The sequence below is a fragment of the Methanolobus sp. ZRKC4 genome, assembly GCF_045291305.1.
Classification (GTDB): domain Archaea; phylum Halobacteriota; class Methanosarcinia; order Methanosarcinales; family Methanosarcinaceae; genus Methanolobus.
In genome coordinates, this window is record NZ_CP146983.1 from 291,389 (window position 1) to 314,619 (window position 23,231).

13 protein-coding genes and 2 pseudogenes are annotated in these 23,231 nt (G+C 41.5%); 6 read left to right on the plus strand and 9 right to left on the minus strand.

All coding sequences use genetic code 11. From position 1 onward, the window contains the following. Positions 1–256: 256 nt before the first annotated feature. Both V7O67_RS01545 and mttB read right to left on the minus strand, forming a co-directional pair. A complete protein-coding gene (locus V7O67_RS01545) occupies positions 257–904 on the minus strand; it encodes a methyltransferase cognate corrinoid protein (RefSeq protein ID WP_406655947.1) in 648 nt (215 codons plus the stop codon). 17 nt (positions 905–921) lie between these two features. Further along, positions 922–2,412: pseudogene (gene mttB, locus V7O67_RS01550) on the minus strand ([trimethylamine--corrinoid protein] Co-methyltransferase). A gap of 609 nt (positions 2,413–3,021) precedes the next feature. Between mttB and V7O67_RS01555 the strand changes: the two are divergent. Beyond that, positions 3,022–4,956, plus strand: a complete 1,935-nt coding sequence (locus V7O67_RS01555; protein WP_406670629.1) for a hydantoinase/oxoprolinase family protein — start codon at positions 3,022–3,024, stop codon at positions 4,954–4,956. Here the strand turns inward: V7O67_RS01555 and V7O67_RS01560 are convergent. Then, positions 4,953–7,523 (minus strand): PAS domain S-box protein, encoded by a 2,571-nt coding sequence (locus V7O67_RS01560; RefSeq protein ID WP_406670630.1) that lies wholly within the window; start codon positions 7,521–7,523, stop codon positions 4,953–4,955. The genes V7O67_RS01555 and V7O67_RS01560 overlap by 4 nt on opposite strands. A 514-nt stretch (positions 7,524–8,037) precedes the next feature. Beyond that, a complete protein-coding gene (locus V7O67_RS01565; protein WP_342303779.1) occupies positions 8,038–8,244 on the minus strand; it encodes a hypothetical protein in 207 nt (68 codons plus the stop codon). Between the two features lie 42 nt (positions 8,245–8,286). On the opposite strand from V7O67_RS01565, the gene V7O67_RS01570 reads away from it, so the two are divergent. After that, on the plus strand, positions 8,287–10,242 hold the full coding sequence (locus tag V7O67_RS01570) for a hydantoinase/oxoprolinase family protein (RefSeq protein ID WP_406670631.1): 1,956 nt from the start codon (positions 8,287–8,289) through the stop codon (positions 10,240–10,242). Then, the gene (locus V7O67_RS01575; protein ID WP_342303777.1) at positions 10,243–12,168 is read left to right on the plus strand and encodes a hydantoinase/oxoprolinase family protein; all 1,926 of its coding nucleotides are present in this window, start codon (positions 10,243–10,245) and stop codon (positions 12,166–12,168) included. A gap of 497 nt (positions 12,169–12,665) precedes the next feature. Here V7O67_RS01575 and V7O67_RS01580 read toward each other — a convergent pair whose 3' ends face one another. From V7O67_RS01580 to V7O67_RS01595, 4 genes and pseudogenes are all read right to left on the minus strand, one after another. Beyond that, on the minus strand, positions 12,666–13,994 hold the full coding sequence (locus V7O67_RS01580) for a M18 family aminopeptidase (RefSeq protein WP_406670633.1): 1,329 nt from the start codon (positions 13,992–13,994) through the stop codon (positions 12,666–12,668). Positions 13,995–14,228: 234 nt separating this feature from the next. Beyond that, the gene (mtbA, locus tag V7O67_RS01585) at positions 14,229–15,248 is read right to left on the minus strand and encodes a methylcobamide:CoM methyltransferase MtbA (RefSeq protein ID WP_406655951.1); all 1,020 of its coding nucleotides are present in this window, start codon (positions 15,246–15,248) and stop codon (positions 14,229–14,231) included. Between the two features lie 92 nt (positions 15,249–15,340). Further along, a pseudogene (locus tag V7O67_RS01590) lies at positions 15,341–16,717 on the minus strand (monomethylamine:corrinoid methyltransferase). 14 nt (positions 16,718–16,731) lie between these two features. Next, on the minus strand, positions 16,732–17,382 hold the full coding sequence (locus tag V7O67_RS01595; protein WP_406670634.1) for a methyltransferase cognate corrinoid protein: 651 nt from the start codon (positions 17,380–17,382) through the stop codon (positions 16,732–16,734). Positions 17,383–17,700: 318 nt separating this feature from the next. Here V7O67_RS01595 and V7O67_RS01600 point away from each other — a divergent pair, with 318 nt between their 5' ends. The 3 genes from V7O67_RS01600 (at position 17,701) to V7O67_RS01610 (ending at position 21,012) form a co-directional block, all read left to right on the plus strand. After that, entirely contained in the window at positions 17,701–19,728 is a 2,028-nt protein-coding gene (locus tag V7O67_RS01600) for a histidine kinase dimerization/phosphoacceptor domain -containing protein (protein WP_406670635.1), read from the plus strand. Between the two features lie 20 nt (positions 19,729–19,748). Then, positions 19,749–20,165 (plus strand): response regulator, encoded by a 417-nt coding sequence (locus V7O67_RS01605; RefSeq protein ID WP_406670636.1) that lies wholly within the window; start codon positions 19,749–19,751, stop codon positions 20,163–20,165. A gap of 67 nt (positions 20,166–20,232) precedes the next feature. Next, positions 20,233–21,012, plus strand: coding sequence for a helix-turn-helix transcriptional regulator (locus V7O67_RS01610; protein ID WP_406655954.1), 780 nt, complete (start codon positions 20,233–20,235; stop codon positions 21,010–21,012). A 652-nt stretch (positions 21,013–21,664) separates the two neighbouring features. Here the strand turns inward: V7O67_RS01610 and V7O67_RS01615 are convergent. Beyond that, positions 21,665–23,149 (minus strand): APC family permease, encoded by a 1,485-nt coding sequence (locus tag V7O67_RS01615; RefSeq protein WP_406670637.1) that lies wholly within the window; start codon positions 23,147–23,149, stop codon positions 21,665–21,667. Between the last annotated feature and the right edge of the window lie 82 nt (positions 23,150–23,231).

Sequence of the window (23,231 nt, forward strand, 5' to 3'; positions counted from 1 at the left end):
ATAAATATGATCTGCCAATAGATGACAGTCCTATGTCTTTCCGGAAAAACCGGAATTGGGAAGGGGATACGCAAAAAAGATGATACAGCACCAGTCCTCCAACCGATAAATAATCATCTTCTTCCGGGGTGCATTAAAAACGGGAAATAAAGGATATTCCCAAAGCACCCATAAAAGAAAGATAAAACTTCTGAACATTGTATTGTAGCCGAAGGATGTACTAAAAGGTACATCCTCACAACTAACTATACTGATATCAGAAGAGTTCAGTGATCTTGGCTACAGCATCGGTTGCATTTTCGCCATAGATGTCTGCACCAATCTTGTCAGCCCAGTCCTGGGTTACAGGTGCGCCGCCGACCATTGTCTTGACTGAGTCACGAACTCCTGCTTCCTTGAGCTGCTCTTCGATCTGGATCTGGCTGACCATTGTTGTGGTCATAAGAGCAGATGAAGCAACTACCTGAGCATTGGTTTCCTTTACTTTCTCAACGTAGTCTTTAATTGCTACATCTCTTCCAAGGTCTACAACCTTGAAACCAGCGATCTTGAGCATTGTTGCAACGATATCCTTACCAATTGAGTGGATATCTCCCTCGATGGTACCGATAACGACTGTACCTTTGCTCTCTGTCTCGCTTCCTGCCTTCTCAAGTGCAGGTGTAAGTACAGCTACTCCTGCACTCATTGCTTCTGATGCTGCAATTACGTGAGGAAGGAATAATGTACCTGCTTCAAACTGATCTCCAACTTCGTTCATAGCTGCAGTGAAACCGTCCTGGATAAGGTCTACAGGATCTACATTTGCATCAAGGCCTTCCTGGGCTGCTGCTGCTGCTTCTTCATCATCGAAATCGAGAATAGCTGCTTTTGCTTTCGCAATAATTTCTTCTTTAGTTGCCATTTTTATAACCTCCATATTTACATACTGGCTCTGAATGCTTTGTCAGCCTTTTCTACGACTGCCTGCATGTCCTTGAGCAGGTCAGCATCTATTGGTGCTACTTCGTGGTTCTTCATGACGTCAACGACTTTTTCATGAGCAACCGTTGCGATATCCTTTGCACCAGCCATTTCCCAGTCTCCGTACATCAGCCTGTCAATCAGCATTGGGCTGGATGGGAGATCAATGTTCTTCCTTGTAGTCTTGTGTGCAAGGAAGTTGTTTCCAATACCTACCTGGTCGATAGAGTCAACTGCCATGGTCTCTTCGTTCACAGGGATTCCCTGCATTGCCTTCTTTGTCATTGAGATCATGTCGTTGTCAAGAACGAGCTGTTCAAGTGAGAAGGTCATACCAAGCTCAAGCATACCTGCGCCGTAAAGGGTGTTTGCACCAGCCAATGAGGGGAAAAGAGTAGTCATTGTCTTCTCATGGCCAGCCTGGCCATCAGGTATCTTGGCATCTGCCTACGAGCCTGCCACAAATGTTGGGAGGCCATAGTACTGACCAAGCTTTGCGACAGCTGCACTTATAAGACCGAGCTCAGGGGAACCTACAGGAGCAGTACCCTTCTTCAGGTCGAATGTTGTGGTGGAACTGCCGTACCATACTGCTGCACCTGGCTTGACCAGCTGTGCGAGTACGATACCGGAGAGTACCTCAGCGTTGTGTGTTACAAGTGTACCTGCAAGGTGTACTGGGGATGAACCGCCGGCCATTGCCATACTGAGTACGTTAACTGGTGTACCGAATCTTGCACCCTTTATGATAACCTGACATGCATTGTCACCGAGTTCAAGTGGGCTTGTAGGACAGAGCAGTGTTGAGAATATAGGCTTCTTGCGTGCTTCCTCATCATCTCCGCCATAGTATGCGGTAGCTATTTGCTGATAGTATTCCACGTTCTCGCCTACAGGGTCGATGTGGTGGAAGTGCTTTGTTGTGTTCATCAATGGTGTCAGTGTCTCGTGGACATCCTGTGCACCTTTTCCTGCCCAGTCCCTTGCGGAAACTGAAAGTGAGAAGTAGTTGATGTTCTCTGCCCAGTCACAGAGTTTTGCTGTGTCAGCGAGGTCCTTGTCTGTTGAATCAACAGTTACGTACTTACCAGGAGCCTCGTAGTTGCACATCTTGACACCGGTACCGAAGCAGGTCCAGTGTACCTTTCCTTTGTGCTCCTGCTTGACATTGTTCTTCTTGTCACGGCCCCAGAGGACAAACTTAGAAGGACAGTCGCGTAATGCTCTGTTAACTACAAACTCAGGAATCCTGACGATTTGTGTTTTTTCATCGACTAAACAGCCACCTTCTTTAAAGATAGCTCTTGCTTCAGCGTCTGAAACCTGGATACCAGTGTTAATAAAGACATCCATTGTAGCATAGTGAAGAGCTCTGAGATCGTCCTCAGAGAAAAGCTCCAGCTTTACACCATCTAATGGAGTTCTACCTGGGAAATATTGTTTTACCATTTCTTAACCTCCAATTTATGCAATTTAAATTCAAGACATCGTAAAGATAATCTTGGATAAGTGAACATGCATTGTAGCAATATGTTCCTGCTAAAGTGTAGAATGAAGTAGTATATAAACGTTGCTTATGGAACTAGTATATATATTTTGGCATTTGCTGCAAATCAGCCATAAGATATAAAGATATCCCACCCCACACAAGGATAAAATAAACATTAAAACGAGATTGAAATCGTTTTTGCTAAATTGTATTTAAAAAATATTACTAAGTACACCCCCAATGACCGTCCTGTAGTATATAAATTTTACGAGTAGTTAGTTGAGAACAATATAATATAATGATTCCTATAAAATTGTGATTAGCATACAAATAAACAACATATACAAGAATTAGGGTTTTTGATGACAACTTTAGGAAATAAAATTTAATAATCGTACATAAATCCTGTTAATTTGTATTATGAACACATATACATTAAATTATGTATGCCATCGATTGATGGTGTTTTTTGAGTTCACAGTGTTAAAAATCAACCAATAAATATATGTAGCTTGTTTTTGCAACAATTCAACAAACAAATAATACAATAAAAAAGGAGTTTACAAAATATGAAATACAGCCTTGGAATCGATGCAGGTGGAACGTATACAGATGCAGTGCTTTTGAGAGATACTGATGAAGAGATAATCGACTCAAGCAAAGCATTGACAAGTTATCCTGACCCTCTCGAAGGAATCAGGAACGCTATTAACGGACTTGATCAGAGTTATTTGGATAAGGTTAAGGTCGTATCAGTTTCAACCACACTTTCCACTAACAGTATCCTTGAGGGAACAGGATTTCCGGTAGCTTTGATACTTATCGGCAAGTATGAAATTACAAAAGAACTCCCCACAAAACACCATATACAGGTAGCTGGAGGACACGATCATAATGGCATTGAAACCGAGGCAGTAGACCTTCGTTCCATAGAAGAGTTCGCACTTAAGGTTAAAGACAGGGTTTCAGCTTTTGCTATCTCATCATACTTCAGTATAAGAAACCATGATCATGAACTTGAAGCAAAGAAAATAATAGGGGAACTTACAGGATTACCTGTAGTCTGTGGACATGAACTTTCCCAGGACCTGGGTGCATATGAAAGAGCAGTTACTGCTTTTTTGAATGCTCAATTAATACCGGTGACAGAAAGATTCATGGGCACAGTAAAATCAGAGATTAAGTCAAGGGGAATGGATGCAAAGGTGTTCATGCTCAAATGTGACGGTTCAGTAGTAGGAATACAGGAAGCTCTCAGAAAACCAATTGAATCCATATTCTCAGGACCTGCAGGAAGCCTTGTAGGAGCTTCATTCCTTGCAGAAAAAGGAACTTGTGCCGTTATAGATGTGGGAGGAACCAGCACGGATGTCTCAGTAATCTACAATGGTGTTCCCGAAATGAGTGATGCGGGAGCCGTCGTAGGTGGCTGGCAGACCAGAGTCAAGGCCATTAGAATGGAAACATCTGCAATGGGAGGAGACAGCCATATATGGGTCAAAGCTAAAAAAATCAGCATCGGACCCAGAAGAGTCATACCACTTTGCCGTGCAGCAGTCCTTTATCCTGATTTCCTGAAACATCTGAAAGTAAATCCTATTCCTTCAAAACGAATACTTGGAATAAACCATCAACCTACAAAATTCTATGTGAGAACCGATTATGAGGCCATTGAAATAAGTGATGGTGAAAAGGAGATACTGGACTCGGTCAAAAAAGAACCTACATCTATTACGGAAATATTCAACAGGATAAAAAAGTACCCATCAAGCGAATTGATAGATCGTCTCATACAGAAAAGACTCATACAGGCAATCGGTTTCACTCCTACGGATGCGCTTCATGTGCTCGGAGACTACACCGAAAGGAATGTTGAAGCTGCAAACACCGGTGCTGACATGCTGGCATCACTTGCAGATATGGACAGATATGAATTTGCAAATCATGTAAAGAGAGAATTTACCAAAAATATGGCATCTAATCTTGTTTCCTTCTTCCTGGAAGGCATTCCTAAAAACGAGGTCAGAAGAATATTTGACATTGATTCTCCGGCTAAGTTCAAAGTAGATGTTCCCATAGTTCTCATAGGAGGACCTGTTGCTCCTTTTGCAGAAGACTTACGTAAAATACTGGACGCAGAAATAATCTTGCCTACTTTTTCAAATGTAGGAAACGCTGCCGGTGCACTTGCTGCAAAAGGAATTCGCCGTGCAGAGATACTCATCCGACCAGCATCAATGGCTGCTCCTGATTGGGAATTCCTGGTCTTCTCCGAAAGAGGGAAAGACAGTTTCTATCAATATGAGGAAGCCCTTGAATATGCAATCAATCTCGGGGAAACTATGATAATTGATTACATGAAGGATGCAGGATTGGGGTCAGAACACATCCAGATAGACGTTAAAAAGGAAGAAATAATCCCGGAAGGATGGGTAAAACCAATGGAGACAAAACTTGTTGTCCTTGGAGTTGGTAACAGGAACACCGAACAGGATTGTTGTTAAGAACCTAGCTCCTTTGTAATGGAAGAAATGGCTATGAGGACATCCTGTCCTCCCCAATCACTAATTTTAAACTTTGACTTGACTGGAACCAGTATTCCTTCTTTACTTATAAGCGGAATCTCGCAAGAGGAAGATTTACCCTCCATTATTTCATCAAGGTTTGACAGGACGTCATCTTCCCATCCACTCGGATAAAGTTTAAGAAAATCTTTCATGAAAAGCTCCTTATCCGAATAGTTAAGCTGTTTGCGTAGTGAATCATTAGTATGAAGCACCTTTCCCTCGAGATCCATGATAAATACTATCTCATCAAGTGCATCAAGCAATGATCTCAGATAATTCTTACTTTTCTGGGAACCTGAATCCATTTTTATTCTGGATATTATGATGCCTACCTGATTTGCAACTGTTTCTATAAGATTCCTTGAATTTGCCGGTATCTCAAGTTCTGTATGCGAACCAAGAACAATAGCTGCAACCATTTTATCATTAAATTTGACAGGTATGAACGCCATTGCCTGCAACCCTTCAGAATCATGGTCCTCGCCATGCACCATCGTGTTGATCTCCGAAAAATACTTGTAAACAGGATATCCTGTCGTAAAAAGGCGGGCTATTAGAGTGTTCGAACCAAAATGAGATAATGAAGCCACGAATTTTTCTGAAAGATTCTGATGAGCAACTGCATTAAAATCACCAGTTATCTGGTCGATCATGTAGATGATACCGGAATCTATTGCTTTGGCCTCAAGGGTAAAATCAAGCAACTTTTCAAATGTATCTTGAAGATTGCCTGTTGCACCAATAACATTATCAAAATCACATTCCAGGCGCATGAAACTGCTTGCCTGCTTTCGTTCAGTAACATCTACCACAATACCCTGCAGATAATCAACCTTTCCATGTATATCATAATGGAGCATCGTCCTCTCATCAACCCATCTAACTTCCCCGGATTTCGTAAGTACTCTATACTCCTGGCTGAAATCAGAAAAGCCTTCCTTTGAAGCCCTGGCGACTTCCTGGCGAACCCTTTCAAGATCCGAAGGGTGTATAATATCTCCGTAAATCAGCTTGCCTGTAAGGAAATCTTTAACATCGTAACCGAATTGTGAAATATTTTCCGAAACAAACTCTACTGGCCAATCCTTTTCAGCCTTCCATAGAAAAACAACAGCAGGACTTGAGCTCATCACAGATTCCAAGACCCTGCGCATTTTTAAGGTTTCGATCAGCAGATCATCCGCCTGTTTGTACTGGACAAGTTTCCACATACCCTCCATCAATAGTGTCAACTGCCGGACATCTGATTCATCATAATCCGAATCCTTATTAGCCACCCCTACCGCTGCAACTATCTGCTCTTTGTCAAATACAGGAATCGTTATGTGTCGCAATATTTCATCATTTGTTCCAGGATATATATCATCAACACGTTCAGAATCATAATCCTTATTGACAATAACAGCTTTGCGTTCACGTATAGCTTCACCCCAAAAACCTGTAGATTTTACAGGATGCATAAAAGGTTCTTCACCAAAATAATCATTAAGATCGCTAGGCCACTGATATGTTTCAAGCATATTCTTTTCTTCATTCAAAAATTCAAGATAACCTATTTTGCTATTGGTAAGCTCTGCAGCATTCTGGATGGCATACTCAGCAATCTCGTGCAACGGGGAATCCTGCATCTGATATAATTTCAGGAGAGCTTCAAGACGCATCTCATTCAGATGGATAGTTTCCTGGGCTTTCTTTCTGGATGCAACGTCTTCCATTATTCCGATGCCCCCCATCAAAGATCCGTCATCATCCATCACAGGAGAAAAACTTGCCTTGATCATCATTGTTTTCCCACTTATGCTGGAAACATACTCACCTTCATAATAACCAGGATTTCCCAGGAAAACAACATCAATAGCACTCCTTAATTTTTCATCATTTAACGATGAAAGAACATTGAAACCAATTATCTTCTCCGCAGGTGCACCAATAACATCCGAACAGCTCTTATTACAGTGGGTAATAAGGCCATTTTCGTCAAAATAGAGGAGACCCACAGGAGACCTTTCAATTATTATCTGATATTTTTGTCCGGTTTCCAGCAGTTCTCTCTCAGTTTTCTCAAGCTCGGTATTATCAATAAGTATACCCTGGAAATGAGTGATATTGCCTTTTATATCCCTGTTTATAAATGACCTCTCGGTCACCCAGCGCACTTCACCTGATTTTGTCAGTATGCGATAATTAAGAGAAAAATAAGAGGTATTCTTTTTCTCAGAATGTTTCTTCACCTCTAGAAGGATTCTGTCAATATCATCAGGATGGACAATATCACCGTAAACCAACTTCCCTGTGGTAAAGTCTTCAGGTGTATACCCTAACCGGGTAATGTTTGCGGATATAGATTCAACAGGCCATTTACCTTCTGCATTCCACAGAAAAGATATAACCGGGCTACTATTGTAAACAGCTTCCAGTTTTTTGTCAACAGGATCAAGAGCAGACGACGTTGCCCCATGCATTTTATTTTTACCCGAATCTTTAACAACTGAAATATCAATCACTTCCTAAATAAAATCAATTGATTTAAATAACTTTTTTAATGGAATGAAACTCATAATCTCGTGAAACTTGCCTAATGTTAGCCATTATTTAAGTTTTATCATGGGAGTCTTGTGCTGCCATATAGTAATAACGGTGAGTGTTTTAATCAATGTTACATAAAAGTTGTGATTTAAGACAAAAAATGCAATCATTCACTAAAAAAAGGCATATAATGCTTATTTTCAAATGAAAGTTCATGCACCTACTCACAAAATATATATATGCATACTGTTTTAGTTTCAATCCTGAACAAAGTCACACCCAATTTATCATGTTGTTTTTTATGCATATATATCTTTCTTCTTAATTTTAAAAACAATGTGCCAGAGGAGCATAAGCATAAACAATATCAGAAGATGTATTCATGTCATGCATAAGTTGCTATACAGATTCAGCTTAATGCAAAAATATAAATAGGAGATATGCTATAATAGGAAATGGAGATTAAACAAGTTGCCTTGATTTAAATTGGGTCTATATCCTGGCAGATGATCTCTGTAGAAATTCTACCTCTTTCAATTGCTCCTTTGTTTTACCTCCACTAAAACAGAAAGGAGCAAATATTTCTACAAACCAATCCGTTTTTTGAGGGTTATAAATGACTTTATCAAAAACAACATATATTGAAATTTTTAGTTTTATGGGTACCCTACCCTTAAAGACCACATCTACTGTTTTCAAGAATAATATCCTAAATGCTGAAAGTTCCCTGGAGGACTTCTGATGCATTACAGTCTTGGAATAGATGCCGGAGGCACCTACACTGATGTTGCGATAATCAGGGATTCCGATGGGAGCATAGTAAAATCCAACAAATCTCTTACAACTTATCCCGACCTGTTAATAGGTATCAGGAACACTTTGGATCAACTGGACCCACACTATCTTGAAAACGTTCACTATGTATCAGTATCAACTACTCTGGCAACTAACAGCGTTCTGGAGAAGACTGGTTATCCAGTAGGACTAATCCTTGTTAATGATGCAGACATTCCAAACAGAGCAAAGATAGAAAATTTTGTTCTTGTAAAAGGAGGGCATAACAGTGCAGGAAATGAAGTATGCCCCCTTGACCTGGATTCTGCACGAAACTTTGTTCTCAGCATCAAAAACAAAGTTTCTGCCTTTGCTGTATCTTCCTATTTCAGCGTGAGAAATCCAGATCATGAACTTAAAGTAAAAGAGATCGTAACTGAACTTACAGGTCTTCCGGTTGTATGTGGACATGAGCTTTCTCAGGACTTAGGTGCATATGAGCGTGGAGTAACTGCTTACCTGAATGCTCAACTGATTCCCATAGCAAGCCACTTCATAGATGCTATCCAGTCTGATATTAAGAAAAGAGGTATAGATGCCAAACTGATGATGCTCAAATGTGATGGATCTGTGGTAGCTATCAATGAAGCTTTGAAAAAACCGATCGAATCAGTGTTTTCGGGGCCTGCAGCAAGTCTTGTGGGAGCAGCATATCTTTCAGGAAATGAAGATTGCGCCGTCATAGATGTAGGAGGAACAAGTACAGACGTTTCACTGATATATCGTGGAATACCACAACTTAGCGAAGCAGGTGCTGTGGTTGGTGGATGGCATACGAAGGTTAAAGCCATACGCATGGAAACATCAGCCATGGGAGGAGACAGCCATGTTTGGATCAAGAACCATGTCATCAGTATTGGCCCAAGAAGGGTTATACCACTCTGCTTAGCTGCTGTGGAATATCCTGAGATCGTTGAAAAGCTCAAACAAAACCAGGTAATCTTACGTAACCAGATCGGTGAGAACCTGCAGCCTACTAAGTTCTTCATCAGGTCAGGACTTGAAGCTTCAGATATCAGTTCTGCAGAAAAAGAGCTACTATCAAGGATTGGAGATAGGCCACTGACTGTCAGTGAAATATACTGGAATGAGAACAGGCTTCCAAATCCAGGAACACTTGACCTGTTGATACAAAAGAGGCTTATCAAAACCATTGGATTTACTCCCACCGACGCCCTGCATGTTCTTCAAGAATATACGCAGTGGAACAAAGATGCATCTTTACTTGGAGCAAGTATACTGGCTACACTTGCCGGAATTGATGAGGACGAGCTTTGTCTGCAAATAAAAGAGGATGTAGCCAGGAACATGGCATTGAATCTAATTTCTTTTCTACTTGAGGGCATCAGTAAAGAAGAGATCGAAAAAGTCCTTATGGGTAAATTCTTTGCAAGATTTAAGGTAGAACTGCCTGTTGTTCTGCTTGGGGGGCCTGTCGGTGCCTATTCAAAAGAGCTTGCCAGATTCATAGATGCACAGATAATTGTACCAGATAATTGTAGTGTTGGAAATGCTGTCGGTGCGGTTGCAGGAAAAGGCTCCAAAAAACTTGAAGTGCTGATAAAAGCAAATTACACAGAGTCAAAATATAATCTGAAAACATCATCTTTTGTGGTTTTTTTCCCTGGAGGAAGGGAAGAGGTCTCATCATACCACGAAGCTCTGGAATTTGGAGAAGAGATGGGAACCAAACTCATCATGAAGTATATGATCAATTCAGGAATGGACAACGATGGAGTAAACATTGATATGCATCGAAATGATATTATTACACACGAAGGAGGACTTCCTGTGGAAACAAGACTCGCTTTTTCGGGTACAGGTCAGGCAAGGAAGAATAGGGCAACAATGGAGGTAGATTAAATGCAATATAGTCTGGGAATCGATGCCGGTGGAACTTACACTGATGCAGTGATAATCAGGAATGAGGACAGAACAGTTATCGACTCGAACAAGGCACTCACAACCTATCCTGATCTGCTGACCGGTATAGAGAATGCAATGGACGGACTGAACAGCAAATACCTGAATGACATTAAACTTGTATCAGTATCCACAACTCTTGCCACCAATACAATACTTGAGAAAACAGGGTATCCTGTAGCTCTTATCCTTATAGGAAAACACACCCTGCCTGCAAATATGCCTATCACTGACTATGTTGTAGTGAATGGAGGACACAATGTAGTAGGAACCGAAGACGAAGTGCTTGATATTGAAGCTGTCAAAGAATATGCCCTGAAAATGAAAGACAGAGTGTCCGCATTTGCTATTTCCTCATATTTCAGTATTCGAAACCCTGACCATGAACTAAAAGTAAAGAAACTAATAACCGAACTTACAGGCCTTCCGGTAGTCTGCGGTCATGAACTGTCGCAGGATCTTGGAGCCTATGAAAGGGGTGTTACTGCATACCTTAATGCTCAACTTCTCCCCATAGCGGACCAATTCATAAATGCTATTATTACCGATATTGAAAAAAGAGGAATCGATGCAAAATTAATGATGCTCAAATGTGACGGCTCGGTCATCGGAATCCATGAAGCCATGGAAAGACCAATAGAATCAATATTTTCTGGACCTGCTGCCAGCCTGATGGGAGCATCCTTCCTCTCTAAAAACGATACATGTGCTGTTATTGATGTAGGCGGGACAAGCACCGATGTTTCGCTAAATCACAACGGTCTACCCGAACTTGTTGATACAGGAGCCGTGGTAGGTGGATGGCACACAAAAGTCAAAGCCATACGTATGGAAACTTCCGCAATGGGTGGAGATAGCCATATATGGATAAAGAACCGCAATATCAATATCGGACCTCGCAGGGTGATACCACTCTGCCTTGCTGCTGTAAAATATCCCGGGTTCATGGAACAACTCAAATCAGGCAGAACACCTTCAAGGGTTCCTCTTGCAGAGAATATCCAGCCCACAAAATTCTTTGTAAGAACAGGAAAAGAAGCACCAAACCTTAGTGAATTTGAAAAAAAGCTTCTTGGAACAATAGGGACGGAACCTGTTTCAATTAATGATATCTTCTGGAATATGAAAACTCCGATATCTGCAGACCAGATAGATGCATTGATACAAAAAAGGCTTGTCCAGGCCATCGGATTTACCCCTACAGATGTACTGCATGTGCTTGGAGAGTACACAATATGGAGCCGGGAAGCCTCACTTACAGGTGCAAAGATACTTGCAAGGCTTACAACCATGGACGAAAATGAGCTTTGCATCCACATCAAAAAAGAAGTGGCCATCAACATGGCACTGGACCTTATGAGTTTCATGTTCAAAGGTGTTGAAAAATCAGAGATAGAAAAAATAATCCGCGGCGAGTTCTTCTCGCAATTCAAAGTGAATGTACCGGTGGTCTTACTTGGAGGACCTGTGCATGCCTATGTGGAAGAACTTAACAAGCTGATAGATGCAACTATTATAGTTCCCGAACATGCAGATGTGGGAAATGCAGTGGGAGCACTTGTTGGAAAAGGTGTCAAGACCGTAGAGATACTTATCAAGTCATTCTACCAGAAAACGAAGAGGACTATTCTGGTGTTCTCTCCAATGGAAAGAAAGGAGTTCTCACTTTACTCAGAAGCTATCGAATACGCTACGGAGCGTGGGAATAAGCTAATACTTGATTATATGGAAAACTCGGGTATCAAAGCAGAAGATGTAAGTATCGAAATCAAGAGAGAAGACATCACAATGATGGAAAAAGGCGGAGCTCCTGTTGAAACAAAACTCATGTTCCTTGGAACAGGAATTCCACAAGCGGAAAAATGAAAAAGGCATCAGCCTTCATTTTTCCTTTACTATATAATTTGCGTTTAACTGGATGATAAAATGTTATTAAGCGGCAACAAGCAACAATTATCATATTTTGCATATACCATTGTACGTAAAATATAAATAGTATTAATTCACACTTAGAAGTGGATACAAAACTCCAATCATCATGGAAATCAGATCAGGTTGATCGAATGGACTCTAAATCCGTTCAGTCGGGTTAAATTCCCGGGGTTTCCGCCAATCTGTGTTTCATTATGTGCAAAGTCACATAATGACGAAATCTTTTTTGTTTTCTTTTAATGTCTTATCTCAGATTTTAATTGGATTTACTAAACCTTACACCCTTTTAGTGTACATGATATTCCATTGAACTTTCTCATATTCAGTTCTCCACAGAAAAAATGAGTGACAGGAAAAATAAAAACATTCTCCGGGAAAAGCTACAATTCATCAGAAGGATTCAGCCCGGAGAAATAAACGGCTTTTTTGTATCATTCCTCCAATTGGAAAAATGTCTTGAATATCTCGATGGAATCCAGGAAGTCCTTTTTGCCCATCAGCTCCCTGGTTGAATGCATTGCCAACATCGGCAATCCCGCATCCACCACGTGAACAGGTATATATTTGCTGAGCAATGGACCCAAGGTCGTTCCTCCCGGTTGATCCGAATGATTTACAAATTTTTGATATTTCACACCGGCCTTGTCACACAGTTGCTGAAAAGCTGCAATAGTTTCAACTTCCGATGCATAGGAACGATTGCCACTAATCTTGATGGTCATCCCTTTGTTCATTACAGGCTTGTTGGTAATATCATTCATTTCACCGTAATTGGGATGCAATCCATGAGCGCCATCAGCTGAGATCACAAAGGTGTCCATCAATTGACGGGTGAACTGCTGTTCCGTTTTCGCCGTTGATATATGGATTCTTTCCAAAATAGTTCTCAGCATCAAGGAGTCAGCACCTTGTTTGGTCATGGAACCTATCTCTTCATTGTCCATGAATGCCACCATATTGATTCCATTTTTATGCTTTGATCCTACAAGAGCTTCCATAGCAGCATACACCATGGACAGATCATCGATTCTCGGACAAGAGATGAATTCCTCTCTGACTCCCACCAACATACCTTCTTCACTGCAATAGATACTCAGGTCCATGTCCAGAATATTCTCACGATCGACTCCAACTTCCTCCGCGACCAGATCCAACAGATAATTGTCCTTGATCTCATCTTCGATCAACTGGGTTAAGAGAGGTTGCATTTCTTTTTGCACTTTAATTTCCACACCTTTATTGACCTCGCGGTTCATGTGGATGGCCAGATTAGGAATGGTAAGTATCGGTTTTTGAAAATCCAGATGAATGACTTTAGGCTTCAACACCTCATCGGACTTCACCGCTATCCTTCCGGCGATAGATAAAGGACGGTCAAACCATGTATTCAGAATAGGTCCGCCGTAGCGTTCCACATTCAATGTCAACATTCCTTCACTGTTCATCTCAGGACTGGGTTTTATCCTGAACCCGGGATTATCCGTATGCGCAACAATCATCTTCACACCTGTTGTCAGATATTGACCGCTTCCAATAGTAAAGCCCAGCAACATGGAAGGATAAGGTGTCAGATAGTATTTCCCTGAAGCATTCAATGTCCACGGCTCATTCATATTCAATTCCAAAAAACCTTCAGCATCCAGACGCTCCCTTATGGCATCTACTGTCTGAACTGCTGTCGTCGCTTTTTTCATAAATCCAAAAAAATCACTGATATAATCCATATTTACCATATTTACCATCTTTCTCATGATGCCCATGCGAATTCATTTTTGCAACGGGCTTTGAACCTAGTTTTCTACATAGCGTTTCATTGTGTGAGATATCACGTAATGACAAGATCTTTTATCTTTTGTTTTTAGCACCATAGTAGATAAGAGATTCTCAGGATACTTAATGTTGTAACTTTATAATAAAAAGAGAAAGAATCCCGGGAAAAGTGATGACTACTCACGTGAATGATTTGACCCGGAGGTAAAAAATTAATATCGATATCAATATTTGTGGCTTTTTGCCATCTCGACCATTGCCTGGAGGTTTTCGGTAGGAGTCTTGCTCACAATACCACAGCCAGGACCAAGGAGACCTACTCCTGCATCCAGTACCTTCTGTGACTCTTCCTTGATAGCCTCAGGTGTCTGGTTCCAAAGCATGTTAACAGGATCGAGGTTACCGACTATGATAGCCTTCTCAACGCTTGCAACAGCAGTTGCAACATCCACGTTCTGGTCAACACTGATACCGTCCACACCTGATGATTCCATGAGTGCAAGACCCTGGGTAGTATCGCCACAGATATGCAGTACGGTAGTTACATCGAGTTCACGCATAGCATCGCAGATCTTCTTGTGATAAGGTACCACAAATTTCTCGTAGAACTCAGCGCCAATGAGCTGTGCACTTGCGGTTGGGTCAATGATGACCATTGTGTCTGCACCGTTCTCGACCATCTTTTTGGCATAAGCTACATTGAATTCGGTTGTGAATTCCATAAGAGCAAGACCGAATTCCTCGTCTGTAAAGATTGCCATGAACCAGTCATCGCCATTGAGGTGCTGGGCAAGGGAGAAAGGACCGATCATACTTCCCATGATAGGAAGTTCATCACCGTACTTGTCAGCAAGAATCTTGATAGCATCACATACAACACCGATCCTTCCCTCGTTGAGGTCATAACCTTTGAGCTTGTCGATCTCTTCTGTGTTCTTTACTACATGACCTACAACGGATGGCTGCTGTTCTCTTGTACCGTCCTTGATCTCACAGCCAAAGAATTCTGCTTCTGCGGTGATGTCAAAAGGAACACGCACAGCTTCAAAGCCGACTACGGTGTGGCCTGCTTCCGCAAGTGTTGCCATCTTTTCAGCATCGTTGTTAGCCTCGGGCCAGAACGCTCCACAGGCTTCCATCTGCTCAACGGTTCCGGTCTGGGTGACCGATATTGCAGGCATCCTGTCAATAGGCTCGCCTTTAAGCGCTCTTGCTAATCGTTCTTTTGGAGTATATTCTGTCATAAATGTAAGCTCCTGAAACAAAGTTAGCCAGCGGTGATTAGACGCTGGCCATTAGGGAAGTGATAAACTAGTTTATCACGAGGATTTAGGACTTAGAATACAAGTCCAAGCTCTTCGAGCTTCTTGCGTGCGCCTTCGTAGACCTTCACATACTCATCGGTTGGTGTTACGGTAGCGATGTCGTAACATTCCTGGAAAGTCTTACCCTCTGGTGCACTTGCATAGTCATTCTCGTAGAGTTTGACAAGAGAGTCGAGAATCTTGTTGACTTCTCCAATATCCATACCGGATGTTGCTCTTGCGACTTCTCCCATCATCCTTGCTTCCATACCTGTGGTCTTGTCCTGAACAACACCCTTTGCAGCTGCAACACCGGACAGAATCTCACGGCCGGATGCAGTGTCAGTCATGGACTGTGCGGATGCTTCAAGCAGACACATCTCGGTACATGGACCGGCACATGGGTAGTACTGGTTACCGGAAAGCATGTCAGTGAACTCTGAGATGGTTGCACAGGTCCAGCCTGCGATCATCAGAGTTTCCCTGGTGTTGGTAGAGCCCCAGCGGATGTGCACAGGACCGTCAAGGTGCCAGCTGGCATTGCTCATAACAAAAGCATTGATGTGGGTTGCGATATCAACGATAGCAGTCTCTTCTATGCCGCCGGCATAGCCACCAAAGATTGGCATCTGCTCATCCATGATGATGTCGCTGTTACCCTGATAGTGTGCCATGACACAAACTGCGTCAAGGTCGATCTTAAGTTCATTGAGCTGGGATACTTCGTGACTATCACTGCAGACCTGGCCACCGACGCAGTCTGAAGCGATATTTCCCTGAGCGGACAGGGAAGTCTCTGGTCCCTATATGCCTATTCCTGGCCTTCCGGCCATTGCTGCTGCAGTCTTGATAAGCCTTGTCTCGGTCTTGGCAGCGAGTACTTCGTAAGGAGTCTTTGGAATTGGAGGCTTGCCACGGACAGTCATCATGACACCGTTAACGATGGTGTCGATTTCCTTCTCAAGAGCGTAGCTCATGTGAACAGGCATGAACATGTCTTCTGAGATAGGGGAACCGGTTGGACCACCCTGAACGATTGGCTTTTTCTTGTCGCCTACGTTTCTTTTCCTGACGTTTACGGAGTCACGACCGGTTCCGAGTACGAATTCCTTCTGCACGTTGTTGATTGAGTCCCAGATTTCATCCTCGGTGTATTTTACTACACGGCTTGTGTCGGTACAGAAGATACCGCACTCAAGAAGCATGTCGAAACCTGCCTTGAACAGGTTTGCCATCATGTCCTTGTCGGTTGGAACGAATTCGTTCTTGAAGTCAAGGTTGTATTTCTGTTTGAGCTCCATTGCTTTCATAGGGATTGTCATGAGGTCCCAGTCGTCCTGGGTCATTTTCTCTCCCTTCTTTGCACGCTCATAGAATTCAAAACAATCTAATGATCTTGAAAATGCCATCTTTGAACTCTCCCTTATTTCATTATCTCAAGAGCTACACGTGCTGCATCTGCTGCATTTTCTGCTGTTGCGTCTGCGCCGATTTCCTCGATCCATGAGTCGGATACAGGTGCTCCACCGAACATGATCTTGACGTCGTCCCTGAGACCTTCTTCCTTGAGCATCTCTACTGTGTCTTTCTGGCCGAGCATGGATGTTGTCATGAGTGCTGAACCCACAAGGATGAGCTTCTGGCCCTTGTTCTTTGCTACTTCTTCAACAATTGAGTCGTTTGGTATGTCTACACCAAGGTCGATGATGTTGAATCCGTTTGCACCGAGCATGGTTGTGACTAAACGGTGACCGATATCGTGGATGTCGCCTTCCTGTACATATGTGATTGCTGTTCCTGCACCTTCTCCGGTCTTTTCTTCTGCAAGGATAGGGGTGAGAATTTCCATTGCTGCGTTCATGGCCTTAGCGGACATCATGATCTGTGGAAGGTAGATCTCGGCTGCTTCGAACCTGTCACCGACGATCTTCATTCCGACGGAAAGACCGCCTTCGATTGCTTCAACTGCACCGATACCAGCATCCAGGGCTTCCTGGGTAGCTGCGGCACAGCCATTGATATCCTGATTGACTATAGCGTCTCTGAGTTTGTCTAAAAGTTCTTGATTGGACATGTTTTACCTCCTAAATATTCCTTTATTCGCTTTTGAAATTACGGGTAGGAATAAGGACTACATGTGCCAAATATAAAAAATGGTATAAATCATAAACTCAGCAAAACATGCTATTGATTTTGAATTTGTAAAATAGAAAAAAATATTCGTACCAATCAGAATGATTGTAATAACATTGCATTATTACAAAGCCATTGTAATTTTAATATGGGTATATTTTAAAGTAGAATGCGTCTAACCTATTGTTAACACAATAAAACATTGCGGATAAATGCAATGCCAAATAAATTACAGATTTTACAAAACAAATTGAAAAATATGTCACTGAAATTCAGACTCATTCTGTACATAGTAACAGGTACCCTACTTGTGCTTGCAGCAAGCACTGCAATGACCATTTCTACTGTGACCACCCAGGAAGAGGAACTTGCCTACCAGCAATCCATAGAAATGGCCAGAAACTATGCAAATGAGTTCAATGGTGATATGGAAACAAACTTTGCTATTGCAGAAACCATAGCTGTGAGCATGGGCAGCTATGATTCTATGAGTAGGGAGGAAGCAAGCAACATGCTTCACAACCTGTTAGTCGAACATCCTCACCTGCTCGGCACATATGTTGCCTACGAACCTGACGCTTTTGACGGTAATGATCATTTATATGTGAACTCTATTGGGCACGATTCCACCGGAAGATTCATTCCTTACTGGAACAAGATAGACGGGCCCATAGAAATCGATCCTCTTCTGAATTATGAAACACTTGATTACTATCAACTGCCAAAAAGCACAAAAAATGAAGTAATAACAGAGCCCTACTATTATGAAGGGGTCTTCCTCGTAAGTTATGTTTCCCCGATAATGAAAAATGGTGAATTTGTCGGAATCGGCGGAGTTGATGTTTCACTAAATTACCTGGACGAAATTACCAGTGAAATAAAAGCATTCGATACTGGCTATGCCTTCATGACCGGTAACACCGGCATCCTTGTCTCACATCCTACCAGAAAAGAAGGGATTGGAGAAAAAACACTCTATGATCTTGGAATTGAAGAATTCTCAAAAGCTGCAGATGATATTAAAGAGGGAAAAAGCGGCCATGTTGAAACCATCGATCCTATTACAGGTAAAGAAGTGGTAATGTTTTACGAGCCAATAGAAACAGGCAATTTTTCATTTATTTTGGTAATTCCGAAAGATGAGATGCTCGCAGGCGTACATACCCTCAGTGACAAACTTTTGCATATATCTTTTGTCGCCATAATTTTCATGGCCGGAATCTCATACCTCATAGCACTGTCCTTCACAAGACCTATCAAAGAAATTGTTAGTGATTTTAAGAGTATATCAAATGATGCAGTGAGAGGAAAACTTGACTCAAGGGCTGAAACAGATGTGGAAAGCGACTTCAAGGAAATACCAATGGGTCTCAATGAAATTCTTGATGCTGTAATAACACCTATCCGTGATACTATAAGACTTACAAACGCACTTGCTAAAGGAAATCTTAGCGAAAGATCCCATTTGAATGTAAAGGGAGAATTCAGACAACTTGCAGATACACTGGATAATTTTGCCGAATTACTCGATACTATAATTAAAGACTTAAGCCAGGTGCTTACATCAGTACAGAAAAACGATTTTTCAAGAGAAGTACAGGTATATGGAGGAGGTGATTTCCGGATACTGACAGAAGGAATCGAGAAAACGAGAGAAACACTGTCAAGAATGATGGATGAGCGTGAGAAAATCGAGGAAATACGCAAAAAAGAGATACATCACCGGATAAAAAATAATCTTCAAGTCATCTCAAGCCTGCTAGATCTTGAATCTGATAAATTTGAAGATGAAGAAATTATCGAAGCTTTCAAGGAAAGCCAGAACCGTGTGATATCTATGGCTCTGGTACACGAAGAACTTTACAGGTCACAGGATATGGAGAGCATAGATTTTTCCGATTATCTCGTAAAACTTGTTAACGAGCTATTATATTCATATGCAATTAACAAAGAGTGCATTAAAGTTAAAATGAACGTTGATCCCACTTTCCTTGACATGGATACTGCCATTCCTCTGGGTATGATTGTAAATGAACTTGTCTCGAATTCATTCAAACATGCATTTAAGCCCGGGGAAAAAGGAGAGATATACGTTTACTTGAATCTTGAAAACAGAAAACTGACATTGACAGTTGGGGACAATGGCGTAGGTTTCCCTGATGATATCGATTTCAAAGAGACTGAATCCCTGGGGTTACAATTGGTCACAACCCTGACATCCCAAATCGATGGTACCATTGAACTCGACAGAAGCAAAGGCACAAAATTCAAAATAATTTTGAAATAACGGAGAATTAAGGTGAACTCATGGAAGATGTAAAAATTCTTGTAGTAGAGGACGAAAGCATCATTGGTCTTAATATAAAGAAAAAACTGAAAAGTTTCGGATACACTGTACCAGCTATAGTAGCAACCGGAGAAGAAGCTATCAAGATGGCAGAGATAACTTTTCCTGACCTCATTTTAATGGATGTGAGGTTGAAGGGGAATATGAACGGAGTGGAAACTGCTGAGGAAATCCGCAAAAAATTTGACATCCCGATAATCTATCTCACTGCATATTCGGATGATGAAGTACTTGAAAAAGCAAAAAAAACAAAACCTTACGGATACATTGTCAAACCTTTCAAGGCAAATGACCTGCGTAGCAATATTGAAATGGCATTATACAGACATAAAACAGAAAAGAGTGCGCAAGAAAAAGTATGTAGTAACAGCATATGAAATCTTTGAATAACGATATTCATAAAATTCAGACACTATTGCAATAAAATCAGAACAGTTGGTATGAATGAACGGTTCACTAATAGACATAATTCTCAATTCTGAAAAAAGGAAAAATGTTCTGCTTCTTCTAGTAGAAGGAGAAAAAAGCCGTGAAGAAATAAAAACAAGTCTAAACGTTACATCTACAGCTCTTATTCCCCAGATCAAGAAACTCAAAGAACATGGCCTTGTAATCCAGAATGGAGACTATTACATCTTAACCAATATGGGAAAAGTGCTCGTAGCAAACATGATGCCTCTTTTGAATGCAGTGGATGTTTTTGAAGAGAACAGCGGTTATTGGTTGAATCGTGATCTCAAAGGAATTCCCGAACCACTGTTAAAAAGATTCGGTGAGCTTGGCAACTGCGTTATTATTGAGCCTGATCTTAACTACCTTTTTGAGTTTCCGAAGGAGTTTACGGAAAATATAGCCAAATCCAGCTATGTGATGGCATTTAATGCTTATTTCCATCCCGAATATCCTGCCCTCTACTCAAGTCTTGCCGAGAAGGGAATCAATGTCTCCCTTATTGTAACAAGTTCCGTCCATGAAAGAATGAAAAAAGACTATTCGGAAGATATGAAAAAATTCATGGATTTTGAAAATACTGAGATGCTTGTATCAGGTGAAAAGACAGGACTTGCGACATTGGTCAGCACAGATCGCTTCCTTTTCCTTTGTTTCTTTAACAACCAGGAACAATATGACCATACTATTCTTATGAGCTTTAACAGTAATGCGCTCCAATGGAGTAAGGAATTGTTCTCCTCTTTTAAAACTAAAGCAGAAAAAATTTCTTAAAAACGAATATAATTAAAAAAATGGATTGTACTTTTTCCAGAAGCTATTGAATCCTCAAAGGAAAAACTTCATGGATTTCACACGCATGGATCTTTATTCCTTTTCATTTCTTGTGGCCGCTATAAGCCGTGTCCTCTCCTCTTTTTAGTTTCGATGGAACTGATATCAACATGCACAGTGTCCATTAAAATTTCGCCTTTTTGATATCGTGGAATCACACTATTCTATGATCGGATTCTAAATACCTTCCTTATACCGCCTCTTTAATCATCTCATACGCTAAGTTTGAAGCATAATGATCCGGCATGGCTTTATCTACAGCCAGTTATCAGAACAAAGAGGAAACCAGTGATTAACTTACGGCCATCAGTTCTCTTTCTTCCAGTTATTGGTTATGGTGGCAAAAAACGTATAATATATTTCCATTGTTCATCAGAGAGTTATCTGAACTCCAGGCAAACCCTTAGCACAATCATTTAAGAAATAGTATTTTAAGTTTTAAAATGAGTTCCATAATAACTAAAAAGTATCTGGCAGCTTGCTACTGTTTCTTAGCAACTGCCAAATTAACTACTTTGCATAATTGGAGGTTATGCGAATTAAAAAAATATTGCAGTGAACTTTTCAATGCCACTGCCACGATTTTCTGATTTTATACACTCTGCGGTTCCACCTGTTTTGTAACATGGTTCTCATGTTGTGAGTAATACCACATGGGTATGTACAGACCCAGTACAAGAATTCCTACACCAGTAGAGAACCAACTTCCTTCGATACTGTTGAGGTAAATAATACCGATCAAACAGAGAGGAAGGTTGAACAGACCAAACATCAATGCAACATTCTTCCAGCCAGAAGGTGCTTTGAAAGGCCTTTCAAGACCTACAAGATGTGGATCTGCCTTTGCTTTTACGTATGCAAAAAGACTGATACCGTTTGCACAAACGTATCCTATAGCGGATGCTGCGAGGATAGCTGTTGGAGTACCCATTGAAATGAGTGCCAGGTTGAAGATACCGATAACAACCATTGCCAGTATAGGAGTACCGTGGGAATTAACTCTACCGAATACTCTTGGAAGGTTTCCTTCAACTGCCATTGAGTGCATTGCCCTTGCAGAACCAAGGTATGCAGTCTGGATGATGAGGACCATTGCAGCAATGAGCATTACGATAGCAATCGTTGAACCCATGTCACCAAGAGCGATCTGTGCAACAGGAAGCATAGGGTCGATTGGTGCATTAGCAATTCCATCAATACCGAGTACACCGGTAACTGTGGTCTGTACGATTACAAATGCCAGAAGACAAATTGCACCACAGGTAAAGAGTGCTTTTGGTACATCCTTGCCTGGATTTTTGTACTCAGGACCATAGATAGCTGCTGTTTCCCATGCGCATGCACTCCATTGTGCCATTGCAAAGATACCCAACAGGATCAGAATGCTGTTCAAATTCCATACCCAGTCGGTTGGCAACCAGGTGCTGGTGATATTTGTAAGTACGAAATCACCTGTTGCATATGGTGCCAGTGCAATAATAATCAATGGAACAAATGCCAATGCTGCGAGGATATAACCTACCAATGCGCCGCTTGAGACACCACGGTAGTTAATAAGTATAAGAGCTCCGAATATAACAATACCTGCAGCCAATGAAAGCTGGTATTCACTGAAAGTATTTGCCAATGAAGGGAACAAGCTGTGCAGGTAAAAACCTACAAGAATGGCAAAGATAGCAAGCACGGGATTCCAGGCAAACCAGTAACTCCATGCACTGAATCCACCTATTAGTTTACTTTTGTCATACTTTCCCTTGAAGTTTGGTGTTTTGAAGACATTTTGTGCAAATCCGGGAAGACCAGATGCCTTCGGGAAAGTTGTTGCAAGTTCACCGTAGGCCAGATTCTGCATGAAACCCTGGAACACAGAGAGTCCCCATACAATAATAGCAGCCGACCATAGCCAGCTAGCAAAGTATCCGATTGATGGCAAGATAAGCAGAGGCACACCCACAGCAATTGCAAGACCCTGTTTCCAGTCTATCGAACGTTCAAGTCCGCTATCGTCACCGGTTTCGCAAACCACTTTGGAGCACTGTTCTGCATGGTGCCAGTCTATTCCTTCTTCTTTATCCATTTATATTCACCCCTTGTTTTAGGTAAAATGTGACACCTGCAACTCCCAAAAAAAGAAAATTGCAGATGCCATTTATGCTGCC

Bases quoted from the DNA above. Each gene is read 5' to 3' on its own strand.
- V7O67_RS01605 (WP_406670636.1), top strand. From the start codon at position 19,749: ATGGAAGATGTAAAAATTCTTGTAGTAGAGGACGAAAGCATCATTGGT.
- V7O67_RS01555 (WP_406670629.1), top strand. From the start codon at position 3,022: ATGAAATACAGCCTTGGAATCGATGCAGGTGGAACGTATACAGATGCA.
- V7O67_RS01570 (WP_406670631.1), top strand. From the start codon at position 8,287: ATGCATTACAGTCTTGGAATAGATGCCGGAGGCACCTACACTGATGTT.
- V7O67_RS01610 (WP_406655954.1), top strand. From the start codon at position 20,233: ATGAACGGTTCACTAATAGACATAATTCTCAATTCTGAAAAAAGGAAA.
- mtbA (WP_406655951.1), bottom strand. From the start codon at position 15,248: ATGACAGAATATACTCCAAAAGAACGATTAGCAAGAGCGCTTAAAGGC.
- V7O67_RS01580 (WP_406670633.1), bottom strand. From the start codon at position 13,994: ATGGGCATCATGAGAAAGATGGTAAATATGGTAAATATGGATTATATC.
- V7O67_RS01600 (WP_406670635.1), top strand. From the start codon at position 17,701: ATGTCACTGAAATTCAGACTCATTCTGTACATAGTAACAGGTACCCTA.
- V7O67_RS01575 (WP_342303777.1), top strand. From the start codon at position 10,243: ATGCAATATAGTCTGGGAATCGATGCCGGTGGAACTTACACTGATGCA.
- V7O67_RS01615 (WP_406670637.1), bottom strand. From the start codon at position 23,149: ATGGATAAAGAAGAAGGAATAGACTGGCACCATGCAGAACAGTGCTCC.
- V7O67_RS01595 (WP_406670634.1), bottom strand. From the start codon at position 17,382: ATGTCCAATCAAGAACTTTTAGACAAACTCAGAGACGCTATAGTCAAT.
- V7O67_RS01545 (WP_406655947.1), bottom strand. From the start codon at position 904: ATGGCAACTAAAGAAGAAATTATTGCGAAAGCAAAAGCAGCTATTCTC.